General features: G+C 63.8%; 17 protein-coding genes. 13 read left to right on the top strand and 4 right to left on the bottom strand.

The genetic code is table 11. The features are described from left to right. Positions 1-50 precede the first annotated feature (50 nt). Positions 51-2,207, bottom strand: a complete 2,157-nt coding sequence (locus tag E4O92_RS05435) for a TonB-dependent receptor (RefSeq protein ID WP_135188739.1) — start codon at positions 2,205-2,207, stop codon at positions 51-53. Between the two features lie 153 nt (positions 2,208-2,360). Between E4O92_RS05435 and E4O92_RS25420 the strand changes: the two genes are divergently transcribed. From E4O92_RS25420 to E4O92_RS05410, 5 genes are all read left to right on the top strand, one after another. Continuing rightward, entirely contained in the window at positions 2,361-2,753 is a 393-nt protein-coding gene (locus E4O92_RS25420; RefSeq protein ID WP_135188738.1) for a DUF2946 domain-containing protein, read from the top strand. Positions 2,754-2,937: 184 nt separating this feature from the next. Next, complete coding sequence (locus tag E4O92_RS05425) at positions 2,938-5,283, top strand: TonB-dependent receptor (RefSeq protein ID WP_135188737.1); 2,346 nt, start codon at positions 2,938-2,940, stop codon at positions 5,281-5,283. A gap of 21 nt (positions 5,284-5,304) precedes the next feature. Further along, the gene (locus E4O92_RS05420) at positions 5,305-6,537 is read left to right on the top strand and encodes a sialidase family protein (RefSeq protein ID WP_135188736.1); all 1,233 of its coding nucleotides are present in this window, start codon (positions 5,305-5,307) and stop codon (positions 6,535-6,537) included. Further along, positions 6,534-7,016, top strand: a complete 483-nt coding sequence (locus E4O92_RS05415; protein WP_135188735.1) for a thioredoxin domain-containing protein — start codon at positions 6,534-6,536, stop codon at positions 7,014-7,016. The genes E4O92_RS05420 and E4O92_RS05415 overlap by 4 nt, the downstream gene beginning before the upstream one ends. Before the next feature lie 53 nt (positions 7,017-7,069). Beyond that, the gene (locus tag E4O92_RS05410; protein WP_135188734.1) at positions 7,070-9,040 is read left to right on the top strand and encodes a peptidase U32 family protein; all 1,971 of its coding nucleotides are present in this window, start codon (positions 7,070-7,072) and stop codon (positions 9,038-9,040) included. Positions 9,041-9,086: 46 nt separating this feature from the next. Here the strand turns inward: E4O92_RS05410 and E4O92_RS05405 are convergent, their stop codons facing one another. After that, the gene (locus E4O92_RS05405) at positions 9,087-10,271 is read right to left on the bottom strand and encodes an NnrS family protein (protein WP_135188733.1); all 1,185 of its coding nucleotides are present in this window, start codon (positions 10,269-10,271) and stop codon (positions 9,087-9,089) included. A 228-nt stretch (positions 10,272-10,499) separates the two neighbouring features. Further along, complete coding sequence (locus E4O92_RS05400) at positions 10,500-10,967, bottom strand: RrF2 family transcriptional regulator (RefSeq protein ID WP_135188732.1); 468 nt, start codon at positions 10,965-10,967, stop codon at positions 10,500-10,502. A 187-nt stretch (positions 10,968-11,154) separates the two neighbouring features. On the opposite strand from E4O92_RS05400, the gene E4O92_RS05395 reads away from it, so the two are divergent. From E4O92_RS05395 to E4O92_RS05365, 7 genes are all read left to right on the top strand, one after another. Continuing rightward, a complete protein-coding gene (locus E4O92_RS05395; RefSeq protein ID WP_135188731.1) occupies positions 11,155-13,440 on the top strand; it encodes a nitric-oxide reductase large subunit in 2,286 nt (761 codons plus the stop codon). A 62-nt stretch (positions 13,441-13,502) separates the two neighbouring features. Beyond that, positions 13,503-13,772 carry a DUF2249 domain-containing protein gene (locus E4O92_RS05390; protein ID WP_135188730.1) on the top strand — a complete coding sequence of 90 codons (270 nt, stop codon included), beginning with the start codon at positions 13,503-13,505 and terminating at the stop codon, positions 13,770-13,772. 29 nt (positions 13,773-13,801) lie between these two features. Beyond that, positions 13,802-14,296 (top strand): SirB2 family protein, encoded by a 495-nt coding sequence (locus tag E4O92_RS05385; RefSeq protein ID WP_229483081.1) that lies wholly within the window; start codon positions 13,802-13,804, stop codon positions 14,294-14,296. A gap of 170 nt (positions 14,297-14,466) precedes the next feature. Next, positions 14,467-14,811 carry a hypothetical protein gene (locus E4O92_RS05380; RefSeq protein ID WP_135188729.1) on the top strand — a complete coding sequence of 115 codons (345 nt, stop codon included), beginning with the start codon at positions 14,467-14,469 and terminating at the stop codon, positions 14,809-14,811. Positions 14,812-14,856: 45 nt separating this feature from the next. Then, on the top strand, positions 14,857-15,294 hold the full coding sequence (locus tag E4O92_RS05375; protein WP_135188728.1) for a universal stress protein: 438 nt from the start codon (positions 14,857-14,859) through the stop codon (positions 15,292-15,294). 125 nt (positions 15,295-15,419) lie between these two features. After that, a complete protein-coding gene (locus tag E4O92_RS05370; protein WP_135188727.1) occupies positions 15,420-16,253 on the top strand; it encodes a universal stress protein in 834 nt (277 codons plus the stop codon). Between the two features lie 14 nt (positions 16,254-16,267). Continuing rightward, on the top strand, positions 16,268-16,681 hold the full coding sequence (locus E4O92_RS05365; protein ID WP_135188726.1) for a universal stress protein: 414 nt from the start codon (positions 16,268-16,270) through the stop codon (positions 16,679-16,681). Here E4O92_RS05365 and E4O92_RS05360 read toward each other — a convergent pair. Continuing rightward, complete coding sequence (locus E4O92_RS05360; RefSeq protein ID WP_135188725.1) at positions 16,605-17,213, bottom strand: flavodoxin family protein; 609 nt, start codon at positions 17,211-17,213, stop codon at positions 16,605-16,607. The genes E4O92_RS05365 and E4O92_RS05360 overlap by 77 nt on opposite strands. A gap of 164 nt (positions 17,214-17,377) precedes the next feature. Between E4O92_RS05360 and E4O92_RS05355 the strand changes: the two genes are divergently transcribed. Next, positions 17,378-17,815: a universal stress protein gene (locus E4O92_RS05355; RefSeq protein WP_135188724.1), complete on the top strand. Its 438-nt coding sequence runs from the start codon at positions 17,378-17,380 to the stop codon at positions 17,813-17,815. Positions 17,816-18,011: the final 196 nt, after the last annotated feature.

Raw genomic sequence — 18,011 nt, 5'->3', positions numbered from 1 at the left:
AGGGTGCGGCCGGTTAATGCGGCATTTTCCCGAATGACGACCGTGCGTCATCAAAAGCTCGAAGACAAGCCTACGTACAATCCTCGACGCTGTCCGTACTGGGGCGCGCCGACCCCGACGCCGGAACCGTCGCGCAGCAGGTACGTCCTGTCGAACACGTTGATGAGCGCGACCCTGCCCTCGATCTTGCCCAACAAGGTGTGCGGCCAGCTGTGAGTCAGCGCGGCATTGATCGTGAGGTAGGACGGCAAGGCATCGGAGTTGGGTGGCGCGCCCTCGGGCGTGCGCCGCAGGCCGCTGCCGAAAAGGAAATCCATGCTCAACTGCGAGTCGCCAAACCGGAAATTGCCGCCGCCGGACCAGGTCCAGCGCTGGTCATGGTCGACATAGATGAAGTGGTTCGCGATATAGGCCAGTTCGTCCGGGTTGAACAAGGCCTGGCCAGAATTGATGTTCTTGCCTTGCGCCTTCGCCAGGGCGGCATTCAGGTACGCGCCCCATATCTTGCCGGAGTAGATCGCGGAAAATTCCAGCCCTTTCGCCTTGCCCCGGGCGTAGTTGAACGGCGTCAGGATCAGGGCACGGCCAAACTGCCCTTCATCGAGCATGTCCCGGATGTCCCGGTAATACGCATCGGCCGTCACGGTCAGCGTTGGACTGAGCTGGTGGGTGATGCCGATGTCGTAGTAGCTGGTCCGCTCCGCCTTGACCGGGTCCGAAAAAGGAATCTCCGGCGCATTGGTGGTATGGGCAAACAGATTGATGCTTTCCTGCGAAGCCAGCTCCTGGGGTGGCGGCGTAAAGTAACGTGAATAGCCGGCGTGCAGCGCCGTTGCTGGCGACAGCTTGTAAGCCACGTTCACGCGAGGACTCCATTGTTGCTCGTGAATGAAGGCGGCAACCTGGTCGTAACGCAGGCCATAGTTGACCGTCAGCTCCGCGGACACCCGCCATTCGTCCTGCAAGTACAAACTGGTGAGCGTCCCAAGTTTGCCGGAATTGTCCACGATGGTGAACGGTATATCCGATGCTTGCGCGCCGTTCGGGCCGGTTGGAAAAACGCTGACCGTGTTGCCGCTGTGCGTTCCCTGCCGGGCGTAGGCAAGGCCGCCACGCACCGTGTGACTCGGATTAAGCTTGTAGCTCAGGTCGACCTGGGTTCCATTCGCACTGTTCGAACGCAGAGTGTCGGACGCGACGCCGGTAAAAACCAGGTCGCCGATTGGATCGGGCATGTAGTGCAGCTCGGAATACTGGTGGAAGTACGATGCCTGAAAGCTTAGCTCGCCCATCGTCCTTTGGTACGACAGCACCAGAAAACGGTTCACCTCACGCTGCCGCTCGTCCAGGTCGCTTGATGCGATGGTACTGGTGCCGGCGGCAGCGTCGCTGACGCCGGCGAGCGAAAATTGCGGCTCCTGACCGGGGTTGTTCGGTATCTCGAAGCGACCGTTGTAGGTGCCGAACATCAGGCCCAGGCGCGTGTCCTGGTCAAGAAAATACGACAGGCTGCCGAAGGTCTTCGCTTGCCACGTCTTGTCATGCAGCGCATCGCGCGTGGGTTGCGGGTTCTCGATGCCGAGGAAGTTTTTGAGATAGCCCGCGGAAACGTAATAGTTGAAGTCGCCGCTACTGCCGAAGAATTCGGCACTCGGCTCGATATAGTTATGGCTACCAAGCTGCAAGCCGACGCGCCCGCCCGGTTCCCCGCCCTCCTTGGTCTGGATGTCGATCACCGCCGCGGTGCGCAGGCCGAACTGGGCGGGCAGCGTGCCCGTCATGAACGTGACCTGGTCGACCAGCCGCGTGTCGATCGACTGCCCGAAACCGCTGAGGCCTTCCGGCAGCTGAACGCCGTTGATCCGATACTGGACGTTGCCATGCTCATCGCGCACGTGCAGCGATCCCGAGGCCTTGGAATCCTGCGAGACACCCGGCAGATGCTGCAAGACCTCGTCAAATGGCGTGTTCTCCCCATGCGCCAATGCATCGACCATGCGGGTAGTAACGGTGTAGACGGTCGTCCCCACGCTGGGCGACAACTCGATGCGCGCACTGCGCAGGCGCTGGGCCGTGACCTGGACTTGCGGCACCGGCTGCGCACCCGCAGCCTGGGCAGCGGGCGTCTCTGGATCAGGCGGAGCGGCCCACGTACCAGCCGCGACGGGAAACAACCCGGCAACGGCCAGCGCAAACTTGTGTGGCATGGAAAACCTCCGGATGGAATGCGTTGCCGAGCAGATTCCAGCCAGCCCATCATAGCAAACCCCTTCATTCCGAACCCTTGGTTTGTTGGGATGTGCCGACACGTTGATGTGTATGGCTTCTGAGCGATCTGAATAACCGGTTATCATGACGGCATGGGACTTCGTTCGCGCCGCCATATTCTGTCAGCCTGGCTAGCATGCTTTGCTATCCTGGCGGCGTCGCTCATGCCAACCGTCTCGCGCGCCCTCGCGGCGGCAGGCGACGCTGCGTTTGCGGCGGAGATCTGCTCGGCATCGGGCACGCGCGTCGAATCGCCCATCCTGGCCAGCCATCACGATTCCGGCCCGGACCAACACGGCCTTCAGCTCGATCATTGCGGGTATTGCCTGACGCATGCGGGGTCGTTCGGCCTGCTGCCAATATTCGCCACTATTGTTCCCGCGTTACCGGATGCCCCAGCCGGGGCACAACTTCTCCCGCAGACGTTCCACCCAATCCAGGGCTGGACAATCCCACAGTCACGGGCACCTCCCAGCGCTGCCTGAAACGCCGGATCTACTGACTATCCGGCACCACGTCCGCGTTCCCTTGCCACGGCACGCGGTCAAGATGCTGCTATCCAGACGAGCCGTAGAAGGCGCGTGACGCCCCTGCGCGTACGCTGCGGATAGCACCTGATCATCAGCCGGCCTCCCGTGAACGCCGGCACATCCGATATTCGGAACAGACATGTCTAACAATACAACCACCCGGTTTTTGACGATGCCATTGCTCGCAGTCGTCACCGCGAGTGGCGTCGCACCGCTGGCGCACGCACAGGATCCCGACGGCGAGCTGCCTTCCGTGCTGGTATCGGGCACACGCGGCTATGCGCAGCGTAACCAATTGCCGGTCGCGAGCGAATCCGTCACGGCGGAGGATATTGCCGAGACCACCAATGCGGTCACGGTCGAAGACGCGCTCAAGTACCTGCCCAGCGTCCTGATCCGCCGCCGCTATATCGGCGACACCCAGGCTCCGATGGCCACCCGCACGACCGGCATCAACGCCAGTGCCCGCAGCCTGATCTACGCCGATGGCATCCTGCTCTCCACGCTGGTCAACAATAACAACCAGAACGGTTCGCCCCAATGGTTCATGGTCGCGCCGGATGAAATCGAGCGCGTCGATGTGCTGTATGGACCGTTTGCCGCCGCGTTTCCCGGCAACTCGTACGGCGCCGTCACCGAGATCGCCACCAGGATGCCGCGCAAATTCGAAGGGAGCGCCCGGCTCAGCAGCACCTCGCAACGCTTCAGCCAGTACGGCACCAGCGACAGGTATCCCGCTGTGCAGGCCAATGTCAATGTCGGCAACCGTTCCGGGAAGCTGTCGTGGTGGGTCAGCGTCAATCACCTGAGCAGTTTCAGCCAGCCCGTCACTTACCTGACCGTGAACCAGTCGAGCACGAATGCGGCGGCCACGGCACCGGTGATCGCGGGCGCCTTTACGGACCGCAACCGCACTGGCGCGCCGGTCCTGGTCATTGGCGCGGGCAACTTGACGCACACGGCGCAAGACGCAGCGAAGATCAAGTTGGCCTATGACATTTCGCCTTCGTTGGTGGCCACCTATACGCTCGGCACCTGGCAAAACACGGCGCAGGCGGGTTCGCAGTCTTACCTGTCCACATCGGCAGCCGCCCCCTATTTTGGCGGCTCGGGCACGGTGAACATCGGCGGCAAGGCGTACAGCGCAGGTACGATCTCGTCCCCTTTTTCGAGCAACAGCACCAAACAGGAACACTGGATGCAGGCGCTCTCGGCCAAGACCCGTCACGAGGGTCCCTGGAACTGGGAAGCCGTCGCCACCTGGTTCAACTACCAAACCGATCTTACCCGTACTTCCACCGGTCCCTATCCCGATGCACAACATGGCGGGCCGGGGCGCATTGCCGACGCCGCTGGAACACGCTGGAATACTGTCGATCTCAATGGCACCTGGGACCAGCCGAGCGACGCAGCCCGCCACGCGGTCAGCTTCGGCGTGCATGACGATCACTACTTCCTCGCCAGCCCCGTCTATAACACGTCCGACTGGGTCCGCAGCGACAAAGGTGCGCTGTTTAGTGACTCGCGTGGCAAGACCCACACCCGCGCGCTGTGGATCCAGGATGCGTGGCAAATCGCGCCATCGATTCTGGCCACGATCGGCGGCCGCTACGAATGGTGGCGTGCCTACGATGGCTTCAACCTCGCGACGGCCTCGAACGGAACCAGTTTTCCGCTCACCCAGCCGGACGTCGAGCGCAACGGCTTCTCGCCCAAACTGTCGATCACCTGGCAGGCCACGCCAGGCTGGAACGTACGAGGTTCGTACGGCCGGGCACTGCGCTTCCCGACAGTTGGCGAGCTGTACCAGAACATCCAGACGGGCCAGACCTTCACGCAGGCCAATCCCTTCCTCAAGCCGGAGGACGTGCACAGCGCCGAATTGGCGGTCGAGTGCAAGAGCAGCACCGGCAGGCTGCGCGTCAGCTTCTTCGAGGAGCATGTATCGAATGCACTTATCTCGCAAACCTCGACCCTGCCGGGCGTGGCCGTGCCAGTGTCGTTCGTGCAGAACGTCGACAAGACGCGACAACGTGGCGTGGAACTGGTGGCAGAACAGAGGAGCGTCCTTGTCCAGGGCCTGGATCTGAACGGCAGCGTCACCTATGTCGATGCACGGATCAAGCAAAACAGTGGCTACGTGCCGACCATGCCGGGCGCCACCTCAATCGGCAAGCGCACGCCCTACGTTCCCGAATGGCGGGCCACCGCGATGGCGACCTACCGGCCCAGTGACCGGTGGACCTACACGCTTGCCGCCCGGTACAGCACCCGCCAGTATGCAACGGTAGATAATACGGACATCAATCCGGCGACCTATCAAGGTTTTCAAAGCTACTTCGTGATGGATGCCCGGGTACGCTATAAACTGGACCGCTACTGGAGCGCGGCGGCCGGCATCGACAATTTGAACAACAAGAGCTATTTCCTGTTCCATCCATTTCCGCAGCGCACGCTGTTTGCCGAGTTGCGTTACGACTTTTAAGACCGGAATACCCAGCAGATCATGACAACATCGATTCAAGCAATCGGCGCCAATCTCGGCGCGCTACTCGTGGCAACGTGCTTCGCGGCGGTCGCGAATCCTTGCAGTGCCCATGAGACGGCCGGGCATGGCGGCGGACATCACAAGTCGTCCGAGCTGGCGACCGGGGCGGCGCTCGACAATAGCGGCCGCCTTTGGGTGGTCACAAAAGAGACCATCGACAACAAGCCGTTCGTCGTCCTGCGCAGTTCACCGGACATGGGCAAGACCTGGTCTGAGCCAAAGCCGGTACAGCATGCATCGGAACCTGTAGCCGCCAATGGCGAAGCGCGCCCGCATGTCGCGCTCGGCCCCAAGGGCGAGCTGTACATCACCTACACCAAGCCGGTCGCCCCGCCCCACGTCGGCGATATCCGCTTCGTGCGTTCGCTTGATGGAGGCCACAACTTCTCCGCCCCGATCACGGTGCACGCCAACCGCGACGTCATCACCCACAGCTTCGAATCCATCGCCGTCGACCCGGCAGGCCGCATCTATGTCAGCTGGATCGACGGGCGCGGCGCGGCGGCAGCCAAGGCGCGCAAACAATCGTATGCCGGCTCGGGCGTGTATTACGCGGTGTCCAGCGACGGCGGCAAAAGCTTCAAGGGCGACTACCAGATCGCCGACCATTCCTGCGAGTGCTGCCGCATCGGCCTGGCCATCAATGCCGACGGCAAACCGGTGGCGATGTGGCGCCACGTCTTTGCCCCGAACATCCGCGACCACGCGGTGGCCGAACTGGGCGTGGCCGGCGTCGCCACCCCGATGCACCGCGCCACCTTCGACGACTGGCGCATCGACGCCTGCCCGCACGCCGGTCCATCGCTTGCGTTTGCGCCGGATGGCACACGGCATCAGGTCTGGTTCAGCGGCAAGGAAGAAGGCGGCGGCGCGTTCTACGCGCGTGCCGACCGGGCCGGCACGCTGGCCAAACCCGTGATGCTGGGTTCGGTGCAAGCGTCGCACGCCGATGTGGCGGTAGCGGGCAAGCAAGTAGTGGTGGCGTGGAAGGAGTTCGACGGCAACGCCACCGCGATCCGCGCCCGGGTGTCGAGCGATGGAGGGCTGACGTGGCGCGAACAGGCCTTGGCGCGCACCACCGGCGACTCCGACCAGCCGCGCCTGGTCGCATCAAGCTCCAGGATCGCACTCGTCTGGCGCACCCAAAGTGATGGTATCCAGGTCGTGCCCGTCAGCACGGAGGAGCCATGAAGCGCTGGATGTTCGCGTTGTCCGCGTGCGCGGCATTGCACGCGGCGGCCGCGAGCGAGCCGTTGCGGCCGTTCGAGCAGGACAGCCTTCGCCAGATCGTGGCGAGTCATGCTGGCAAACCCTTCGTGGTCGTGCTCTGGTCTCTCGATTGCGACTATTGCGCGCCGAGCTTCAAGGCGCTGGCCAACGCCCAGCGCAAACGCAAGCTGGACGTGGTTTCCATCGCCACCGACCGCTTTGATGATGCGCAGGCAGCTACCTACATTGACCACAAGCTCAAGGCGACAGGCGTGCAGGCCGAACGCTGGGCATTCGGGGCGGCGCCCGCCGAACAGCTGCGTTACGCCATCGACCCGAAATGGCATGGCGAAATGCCGCGCAGTTACTGGTACAACGCCGACGGCACGGTGACTGCGCATTCGGGTGTGATCACCCCGGAGCTCATCCAGCGGCTTGCCACGGCGCATACACAGAAATGACATAAGGCCTTGATCTGGCTATAATTTCCGCCTTCGTTTGCCAGGAATTCGCCATGTCACTCCTTGATCACCAGCTCGAACTGCTCTCGCCCGCCAAAACCGCCGAGATCGGCCGCGAAGCCATCCTCCATGGCGCCGATGCGGTCTACATCGGCGGCCCCGCGTTTGGCGCGCGCCACAACGCCAGCAATTCGATCGAGGACATCGCGGCCCTGGTCGAATTCGCGCACCGCTACCGCGCGCGTATTTTCGTGACGCTCAACACAATCCTGCATGACGCCGAACTGGATGCGGCGCGCAAGCAAATCTGGCAGCTGTACGACGCCGGCGTGGACGCCCTGATCGTCCAGGACATGGGCCTGCTGGAAATGGACCTGCCCCCGATCCAGCTGCACGCCAGCACCCAGTGCGACATCCGAACCGTCGACAAGGCGCGCTTCCTCGGCGCCGTGGGCTTTTCCCAACTGGTGCTGGCCCGTGAGCTCAGCCTGGAGCAGATCCGCAAGATCCACGACGTCGTCGACACGCCGCTCGAATACTTCATCCATGGCGCGCTGTGCGTGGCATTTTCCGGCCAGTGCTACATCTCGCACGCGGACACCGGCCGCAGCGCCAACCGCGGCGATTGCTCGCAGGCCTGCCGCCTGCCGTACACCCTGTCTGACGGCCAGGGCCGGGTCGTCGCCTACGAAAAACACCTGTTGTCGATGAAGGACAACGACCAGAGCCGCAACCTGGAGGCCCTGGTCGATGCCGGCATCCGCTCGTTCAAGATCGAGGGGCGCTACAAGGACATGGGCTACGTCAAGAACATCACGGCCCACTACCGGCTGTTGCTGGACGAAATCCTCGACCGCCGTCCCGAATTCACCCGCGCCGCCAGCGGCCGCACCCGCGTGCTGTTCACCCCCGACGTCGACAAGAATTTCCACCGCGGCCACACCGACTACTTTGCGCAGGGCCGGCAGCCGGACATCGGCGCCTTCGATTCGCCCAAATACGTCGGTCTGCAGCTGGGTACGGTCGAGCGCATCGGCACCGACCATTTCGACTTGGCCACCAATGCGGCGATGGCCAATGGCGACGGCCTGAACTACATGAACAAGCGCACCACGGTGGGCATCCAGGCCAACCGGGTCGAGAAACTGGGCGAGAGCGATGAAGGCCAGCGCTGGCGTGTGTTCCCGAATGAACACCTGTCCACCCTGCCCGGCTTAAAAGTCGGCACCGAAATCCACCGCAATCGCGATCATCAGTGGGAAGGGGCGCTGAACAAGAAATCGGCCGAGCGCAAGGTGCACGTCGACATCGTGCTCAGCGAACACCAGGACGGCTTGCGCCTGACGGTCTGCGACGAGGACGGCATCACCAGCGTGACCGACGCGGTGCTGGCTTTGGTGCCCGCGCAGCAGGCAGCGCAGGCCGAGGCGGCCCTGCGCACCAGCCTGGGCAAGCTCGGCAACACGATGTTCGAGGCAGGCACGATCGCACTGCAACTGTCGCAGCCATGGTTCGTGCCGGCTGGCGCGATCAACGCGCTGCGCCGCGATGCGCTTGCGGCGCATGAGGCGAAGCGGCTGGCTGCGTGGCAGCGCCCGCAGCGCAAGGCGCCGTCCGAGCCCCGCCCGTCGTATCCGGAGACCCAGCTGAGCTACCTGGCCAATGTCTACAACGAAAAGGCGCGCGCGTTCTACCACAAGCACGGCGTGCAACTGATCGATGCGGCGTATGAGGCGCACGAGGAGCCGGGCGAGGTGTCGCTGATGATCACCAAGCACTGCCTGCGCTTCTCGTTCAACCTGTGTCCTAAACAGGCCAAGGGCGTCCAGGGCGTGCAGGGCCAGGTGAAGGCCGAGCCGATGACGCTGGTGAGCGGCAACGAGCGCTACACGCTGCGCTTTGACTGCAAGCCGTGCGAAATGCACGTGGTTGGCGCGATGAAGCCTGGCATCCTCAACTCGCCGCCGCCATCGGCAGTGCCATACAGCCCGCTGGTGTTCCACCGCCAGCGCCCGCGCGCTTGAGAGCTTGGCGGCGGCAAATGCCGCCGCTCAATGAAGCGACACGCGGTTATCCTTCGCGCCCGTCGATGCGCGGCCGGCAGAGATAAGGGCCGTAGACGACCACATACAGCACGAATGCCGCGCTCCAGCAGACTGTCGCGGCCACCAGCGCGACATCGCGTGCGCTACCTGGCGCGAGCGCAGCCACCAGCCGCAGAACCACGCCGAGCTGGATCAGCAAATACATCGCCGTTTCCTTGGGCCCGGCGGCCAGCGGCCGTCCTGTATGGCCAAGCGCCGTGCGGGTGATCATGCCCAGGATCAGGCCCGCGAGTGCGCCCACGGCCAGCACGTGGATCGCGGCGGACTGCGGCACCAGTCCATACGCCGCCAGCGCCAGCAGCAGGAAGCCGAACGGAATCCACGCATACGACAGGTGCAGGATCCACAGCAGCGGCTTACGCAAGCTGCAGAACGGCTTCCAGCCGGCCAGCCGCACGCCCTGCGCGGCAGCGGCGCCCAGTGCCAGCAGCGCGGTAAGCGCCGCGGGCAGTTCAAACACCCAGGCAAGACCCGCCGCAACGGTGAACGCGAGCGCCAGCTTGTCGATGCGCGGGTTCATCACGGTCTTGACGCCGGTCGCATTGGTGGTGAACATCGGGATCACCCGGCCGCCGATGGCCGTCTCGATGATGACCACCACGATGATCGCGGCGTACACGGGCCGCGCCGGCGCGATGTCGATCCATCCCAACGCACTGGCGTGATACACAGCGTTGGCCGCCGTGAGCAGGCCAAGCAGGCCGACCAGGAACATGTTGCGCTTGTTCCCGGCCTGTTTGAGAACACGATACAGCGGCCAAGCGGCCACCGGCAGAAAAGCCAGGTCAACCACGGCCGCCACCAGGGCTGGCGCGGAAAACATCGCTACCCTGCCCGCGATCCAGAGCGCGGCGATGGCGCCAAGCTGCGCGTCGCGCGGCGTCCACAAACCGGTCCAGGTCCGTCCCGCCGTGTACAGGAAGCCGATCACCACTGCCACCACGAAACCGAACAGCATCTCGTGGGCGTGCCATGCCAGCCCTACCCGGAACGGCCCCGCCACGCCGTAGTAGCTGGCGACCCATGCCGGAATGCTGATCGCGGCGAAGGCCGCAGCCAGCAGGTAGAACGGGCGGAAGCCCAGCGCCAGCCAGGCCAGCCGCGCGCCAGCGTGCGAATCTTCTGGTTCTTCGATCGTATGCAGCTGCATTACGGCTCCCATTAACATGCATTTTTCAGGCATCTTAAGCGGTAAGCACGAACTATGGCAACAATCGGGTGGACGAAAGTGTCCGACTGTCGCGTGCATTCACAATCTCTGGAAAATTTGACCTACATCATATGCAAGCCGAACCGGCGGCACCTAAGATGTCCGCCAGATTGACGCATCGTAGACAGTCGGAAACGGGCGAGCGGTGGATTCCTGCCCCTGCCCGCCTCAGGCGGCAGTGCGCTTGAAATGCAGTTGCACGGGTTGTACGCCAGCGCCCCCGGGCATCTGCGGATCGCGCGCCACCATCTGCTCCAGCGTGAGGTTGTCGAGCACTTCGAGGAAGGCGTTGGTCGCGCGCGCCATCGCCCCACGCAGCTCGCAGCCGGCGGCGTACAGGCAGCCGGGCGCATTAGCGTCGAAGCACGAGGCCATGTAGAAGTCGCTCTCGGTCTGGCGCACGACCTCGCCGATCCGGATGTCTGCCGGCTCTCGGCCCAGGCGCAGGCCGCCGCTGCGGCCACGCACGGTTTCGATGAAACCAAGCGTGCCCAGTTGATGCACCACCTTGGTCAGGTGGTTCTTGGCGATGTCGTGGGCCTGAGCGATGTCGCCGATCGTGATGAGACGATCGCGGTTAAGCGCCAGATACATCAAGGTGCGCAGTGCGTAGTCGGTGTAAGAGGTCAGTCTCATGGCGCGTCAAGGTATGCAGGACATGCGGCGATAAACAGACACAAATTCTACATCTTTTCGCCACCTGACTTTAAAAAACAAAACCCCGGTCAATAAAAAGCTGTATTTTGTTTGCTTGTTTGAAAAGGTGCGCATAGAATGCATCTTAATGACTCAGCAGCCCCCCACAAACAAGAAGGGAAATGCCATGCATGCCACACGCAAACTCTGGACCTGGCTTGCGGTCATCTGCGTGATCTCGTTCTCCATCCTCGGATGGGTCGGCAAGGAGATCTACCTGACCGCACCGCCGATCCCGAAACAAGTAATCAGCACCAAAGGCGACGTATTGTTCACTGGCGAGCAGGTCACGCTGGGCCAGCAAGCCTGGATGTCGGCCGGCGGCCAGCAACTGGGCACGGTCTGGGGCCACGGCAGCTACGTCGCGCCCGACTGGTCGGCCGACTGGCTGCACCGCGAGGCGCTGGCGCTGCAGGAGCTGTTCGCGCGGCGCGACCATGGCGCTGCCTATGTCGCCCTGCCCGCTCCGCTTCGGGGCCAGGTCGACACGCTGGTTAAGGAGGAACTGCGCACCAACACCTACGACGAGAATACCGGCGTGCTGGCCATTTCAAGCATCCGTGCGCAAGCGGTGCGCGCGGTGGCGCAGCACTACATCGGCCTGTTCGGTACCGATCCGCAGCTGGACAAGCTGCGCGAACAGTATGCGATGAACGCCGGCTCGCTGCCGCGGACGGACGAGCGCGACGCGCTGGCCGGCTTCTTCTTCTGGTCTTCCTGGGCCGCGGCGGCCGACCGTCCGGGCCAGGCGGGTCTCTCATACACCAGCAACTGGCCGCACGAGCCGCTGGCCGGTAACAGCCCGAGCGCCGGCACCGGCGTCTGGTCGATCGCCTCGGTGATCCTGATGATCGGTGCGATCGCCGGCATGATCTTCTACCACGGCGCGCACAAGGAAGAGGCCGACCCCACGCCGCCCAAAGCGGATCCGCTGTTCACGCTGAAGGCGACGCCGTCGACGAAGGCCACCAGGAAGTACTTCATGGTCGTTGTCGGCCTGATCCTGGCGCAGGTCGGCATGGGTGTGATCACCGCCCACTACTCGGTCGAAGGCCACAGCTTCTTCGGCTTCCCGCTGGCCGACATCCTGCCGTTCATCGTCAGCCGTACCATCCATACCCAGTTCGCCGTGCTGTGGATCGCCACCGCCTGGCTGGCCACCGGCCTGTACATCGCGCCCGCCATCTCTGGCTACGAACCGAAGTATCAAAAACTCGGCGTGAACGTGCTGTTCTACGCGCTGCTGCTCATCGTGGTGGGCTCGACTGCCTGCGGCTGGCTGGGCACCCTGCAGCACCAGGGCACAGAATTTAGCTTCTGGCTCGGCAGCCAGGGCCTGGAGTTCACCAACATGGGCCGCATCTGGCAGTACCTGCTGTTCGTCGGCCTGCTGTTCTGGGCGTTCCTGCTCGGCCGCGGCCTATGGCCGGCGCTCACCAAACCTTCCGAAAGCCGCGGCCTGATCGCGATGGTGTTCCTGGCCGCGTTGTGCATCGGGGGCTTTTACGCGACCTCGCTGACCTGGGGCCGCACCACGCACTACTCGATGATCGAGTACTGGCGCTGGTGGCTGGTGCACCTGTGGGTCGAAGGCTTCTTCGAGGTGTTCGCCACCGCCGTCATCGCACTGTTGTTCTCACGCCTTGGCTTGATCCGCGCCGCGACCGCCAACAGCGCCATCGTGCTCGAGACCATCGTGTTCCTGTTCGGCGGCATCCTCGGCACGCTGCACCACCTGTATTGGACCGGCACCCCGACCTCGGTCATCGCGATCGGCGCCATGTTCTCCGCGCTCGAAGTGGTGCCGCTGGCGATGATCGGCGTCGAAGCCTGGCGCAACTACCAGCGCTCGAAAGCCGCGCCGTGGGTGCAGACCTACAAGTGGGCGATCATGTCGTTCATTGCCGTCGGCTTCTGGAACATGGTCGGCGCGGGCCTGCTCGGCTTCACGATCAACACCCCGATCGCGCTGTACTACATGCAGGGCCTGAACATGACCGCCGCGCACGGCCACGCCGCGCTGTTCGGCGTGTACGGCATGCTCGGCATCGGGCTGATGCTGTTCTGCCTGCGCGGCCTGTCCAGCCGCCTGGCATGGTCGGACGCGCTCCTCAAGCCGATGTTCTGGTTGCTGAACATTGGTCTTGCGATGATGGTGTTCATGTCGCTGGTCCCGGCCGGCATCTACCAGGCCGTGGCCAGCATCAGCAAGGGCATGTGGTTCGCCCGCTCGCCTGAGGTGATCCACTCGCCGTTCATGGAGAACATGGTGTGGCTGCGCGTGCCTGGCGACGTGGTGTTCGCACTCGGCACCCTGTTCCTCGCCCTGTTCGCGCTGCGCCTGCTGCGCGGCGGGGCGCCGAAAGAGGCCGCGGTCGCCGCTTCGCAAGCGCCGGCAGCCACCGAAGCCTGATCGACGTCACGCGCCGGCCCTCGGGCCGGCTTTCCGCCAACATAGCCTCAAGAGGACTCATCATGTCAAACGACTGCATCTGCGCCACTTCCGGGCACGCCGCCGACGTCCACACCTTCGACGCGCGCGGCGTGGCACGCCGCTTCCGGCACGCTGCCGTCTTCGGCGCGCTCGAAGCGCTCACGCCGGGCGAAACCATGCGCTTCCTGAACGACCACGACCCGCTGCCGCTGCTGACCCAGCTGCGCAATCACTTCGGCCCGCGGTTGGAAATCGCCTACGTCGACAGGGAGCCCAACGAGATCGTGATCGACTTCACCATCAAAGGCTAACGCATCCGCCGCTGAACGCCGTCGCCCGTTTGAGTTCCCAAGCACATGCACGGGCGGGCGACTGGTGCATACTTACGGAACTCGATGGCATATCGCTGGCCAGCGTGCTTCCCGCGCAGCCGGCACCTGATCTCATTCGGATGATGGACTACCTGCTGCTCAAACACTTTCACATGACCTGCGCCGCCCTGTCCGGCGGCTTCTTTTTGGTGCGCGGCCAATGGATGCTGGCGAGTTCACCACTGCTGCAGCGGCGCTGGGTCAAGACGGCGCCGCACATCGTCGACTCGCTCCTGCTGGCGTCGGCGATCGGGCTGGTCGCCTGGAGCCACCAGTATCCCGGGCAGCAGCCCTGGCTGACCGCCAAGCTCGTCGCGCTGGCCGCCTACATCCTGCTGGGCGCGGTCGCGCTCAAGTACGGCCGCACCATGCTCATCCGCGCCGCGGCCTTTGTCGGCGCCATCGCCACGTTCGGCTACATCGTCGCGGTCGCCGTGACGAAGAATCCGCTGTTTTTCCTCTGAGTGCCAGAGGACCGCGGCCGCCGATGGCAGGGGCCAGTCGGCCCTTGGTTCCCTAGTCCTCCAGTTTGCTTGCGCCCTCTCAGCAGGCAGTCAATGCGAGCATTTTTCGGCATGTTTTTTTGCGAAGACGACACTCTAAGCTAACGGGCGCACCAGTTTGGAGGAATATCATGGAAGACCACAAGACGCATCCGAACCACAGCCACGTCCATGGCCCTGGCTGCGGACATACGGCGATCGATCACGAGGGCCACACCGATTATCTGCATGACGGGCACTTGCACCACGTCCATGGCGATCATATCGATGAGCATGCGCTGGCAGTCAATGCCACCAATCCCGAGCGGGAGGCGCCGACCCAGGAGGGGCATGTGCAAAACCATGTGCACGGTCCGGGCTGCGGACATGAACAGGTTCCGCACGGCGACCATGTCGACTACCTGGTCAACGGACGCCTGCATCATCCGCATGGGGACCATTGTGACGATCACGGGCCCGTGCAGGTAAGAGGCTGAAAACCGGCCGCGAGTAATAGGCCGAACTGTAACGAGGAGTGCACAATGTTCACGCAGATTCTGTTACCAACCGACGGCTCGGACCTGTCCGAACGCGCGGTGCTGGCCGGCGTCAGCTTCGCCAGGGAGCTCGGGGCGCAGGTGATCGGCCTGACTGTCAAACCGGAATTCCACACCTTCACCTACAAACTGGAAATGCTCGAAGACACGGAGGAAGCGTTCAAGGCCGCGGTCGACAAGCGGGCTCAGCAATATCTGGCCGTCGTCACCGACGCCGCCCGCACCGCCGGCGTACCATGCGATACCGTCCAGGTCACGTCGGACAATCCGTATGAAGCGATCCTGCAGGTGGCCAAGGAGCGCAAATGCGACCTGATCGTCATGGCCTCGCATGGCCGGGCGGGCATCAAGGGTGTGCTGCTGGGCAGCGAGACCCAGAAGGTGCTGGTCCACGGCGATATTCCGGTGCTGGTCTACCGATGACCCGCGATCGATGCCGTGGCCGCTGATGCGGCGCGAATGAGCCAGATCAAACACAGGAGGCGGCACAGGCACATAGTCGACAGACGCAAGAATCACATAGGAAACCTGCACAAGGGGAATGCGTGATGTCGTATAAGACCATCCTGGTGCATGCCGACCGCTCGGAGCACGCGCCTGGCAGGATCCGGTTTGCGGCCGCGCTGGCCAACAGCGAAGACGCGCACCTGATCGGCGCCGCGGTCACGGGCGTGTCGCGCTTTTTGTATCAGGAGGCGGGCCTGGACATCGAGCAATCGGTGGTCACCGGCTATCTCCAGCGCATGGATGAAGTTGCCCGCCAGGGGGCCGAGCAATTCGTCACGCTCGTGCGCGCCGCCGGGGTACGCTCGTTCGAACCGCGGACGGTCGCCGACGATGCGGAAGGCGCGCTGGTCCGGCTGTCGCGCTTTGCGGACCTGATCGTGCTCAGCCAGACCGACCCGAAGCAACCGGATACCGACGGCACCCGCGGCCTGCCGGAATACGTGGTGCTAGGCACCGCGCGCCCGGTTCTGCTGGTGCCGCATGCTGGCGAGCATGGCCGATTGGACGGCAAGGCGCTGGTGGCGTGGGATGGCAGCCTGGCGGCCACGCGCGCCCTGGCCCAGGCGCTGCCGCTGCTGCGCCGCGCATCCGCCGTGCTGGTCGTGCAATTTAACCCTGGCATACAGGTCGACCTCGCGCTGCAGGGGGCCGACATGCTCGCCTGGCTGGGCCGCCATGGCATCAACGCCACGGTTGAGGCCCTGCCCCGCGCCATCGACACGGGCAATGCCCTGCTCTCGCTGGCCGCCGATCGCCAGGCCAGCCTGCTCGTCATGGGTGCCTACGGCCACACGCGGTTCCGCGAACTGATCGTGGGCGGCGTAACCAAGACGGTATTGGAAAACATGACGGTGCCGGTGTTGATGGCGCATTAGGAGGCCGTGCCGAGATGATGTTCAAGACTATCCTGGTGCCGATCTGCGGCTCGGACCTGACGAAGCCGGCGGAGGACGCCGCCATCGAATGTGCGCGCCGCGCCGGCGGCTCGGTGGTAGTCCTGTCGGTGACACATCCAGGGACGTGCGACCTGCCCGCGCCGGACGTGGCGGACCCGATGACGCTGGCCGAACACCGGCTGACGGCCTTTCTCGACCGCTGCCAGGACGCCGACATTCCTTGCCAGTGCAGCATCGCGCTGGCGTATGCCCCCTGCGAGCAAATCCTGCAGGCGGCAGCCGAATTCGAGTGCGACGCGATCTTTATCGCGTGCGACGGCGAGTGCAGCGCTACGCAGGTGCTCCCGGCGAGCGAAGCGCAGAAGCTGCTGGCCTGTGCCAACATGCCTGTGATGGTGTTCCGCTGATCACCCGCGCCGGTTCGAGCAAGCGCAGGAAGTGCTCGATCTCGCCCTCATACATGAGCAATTCGCGCGCGCTTGCCCGGTACGCCAAAGCGTGACGTCCCTTGTTGCGGCGCTCGGGCGGCAGCAGGTCGTTGACGTTGAGCTGCTCGACCAGTTCCGGCGTCCTGCCCGTCAAATGCATCAGCTCATGCGCGATCTGGCACGGCTGCCCGCGTAGCCCCGCGCACAGCGACAGGAAGGCGAAGTCGGGCAAATTGTCCTTTTCGCGCGCAATGAAGGACGCGAGCGGGGTCGCGATCCTGCCGGCCCAGATGGGCGCCACCAGCACCGCCTTGCTGTACGCGCTGAAGTCGCAGCCCGGCCAGGTCACGCCAGGCTTGCGATCGAGAAGAATGTCGAGCAGCGTCGTGAAGCGCGTCCGCTTGCGCGTTTCCCGCACCTCGACGCAGTCGCAGTCCAGGCGCCTTTGCAAGTCATGCGCAAGCTGCTTGTTATTCCCCGTCTGCGAATAGTAAATCACGACATGCTTCATGCTGGTACCCTCCGCGTCTGGACACCGGACAGTAGTGTGACGCTGATGGGATAGGCTTAGTTCCCGGCGCGGCAGAGCCCCTGCACTTTTGACGATGATCAAACGGACCGGGATGGGATCGGGCGCACACTGGTAGCTGGCTTTACCTGAGAAGGATGGCTACCGTGTTCCAACACATCTTGTTGCCAACCGATGGCTCGGACGCTTCCCTTGCCGCGGCACGCTCCTGCATGCGCTTTGCAGCGCAGATCGGCGCACGCGTCACCGCCGTGCACGTGGTACCGCCGCTGCACCTGTTCACGTACGAACCGGTCGTGACCGAACAGGTACACGAAACCTACCGGCGCAACCGCGACGCGCGGGCTCAGGAATTCCTGGTGCCGATCGCCCAGATGGCGCAGGAAGCCTCGGTTGCGTGCAATATCATGCTGGCAGAAGCCGACGAGCCGTACGAAGCGATCATACGGACCGCGCGGGACCAGATGTGCGACCTGATCGTCATGGCCTCGCACGGCCGCAAAGGCGTGCGCGCCATGCTGATCGGCAGCCAGACCCAGCGGGTCCTGACCCACAGCACGATTCCCGTGCTGGTGTGCCGCTAAAGGCTGGCCAGCCTCACCCCGCCCAACGGCTAACGGTGACAGCGTCATCAAAACGCCCCTTCCGGCTATTCAGGTTGGGGTTGTTTTCGCTATGTCACCGGCAGGTGTGGGACGCCCCTGGGGCCTGGGGCAAATGCGGACCGTAGGGTGTGCAGCTTTGCTGCGCACGCGGTTCGCGAAATTTGCGCAGAGGTGC

This window comes from Massilia horti, assembly GCF_004614195.1.
Taxonomy (GTDB): Bacteria; Pseudomonadota; Gammaproteobacteria; order Burkholderiales; family Burkholderiaceae_D; genus Telluria; species Telluria horti.
Note: the sequence above shows the minus strand (reverse complement) of the source record. Positions and strands in the feature narration are given on the sequence as shown.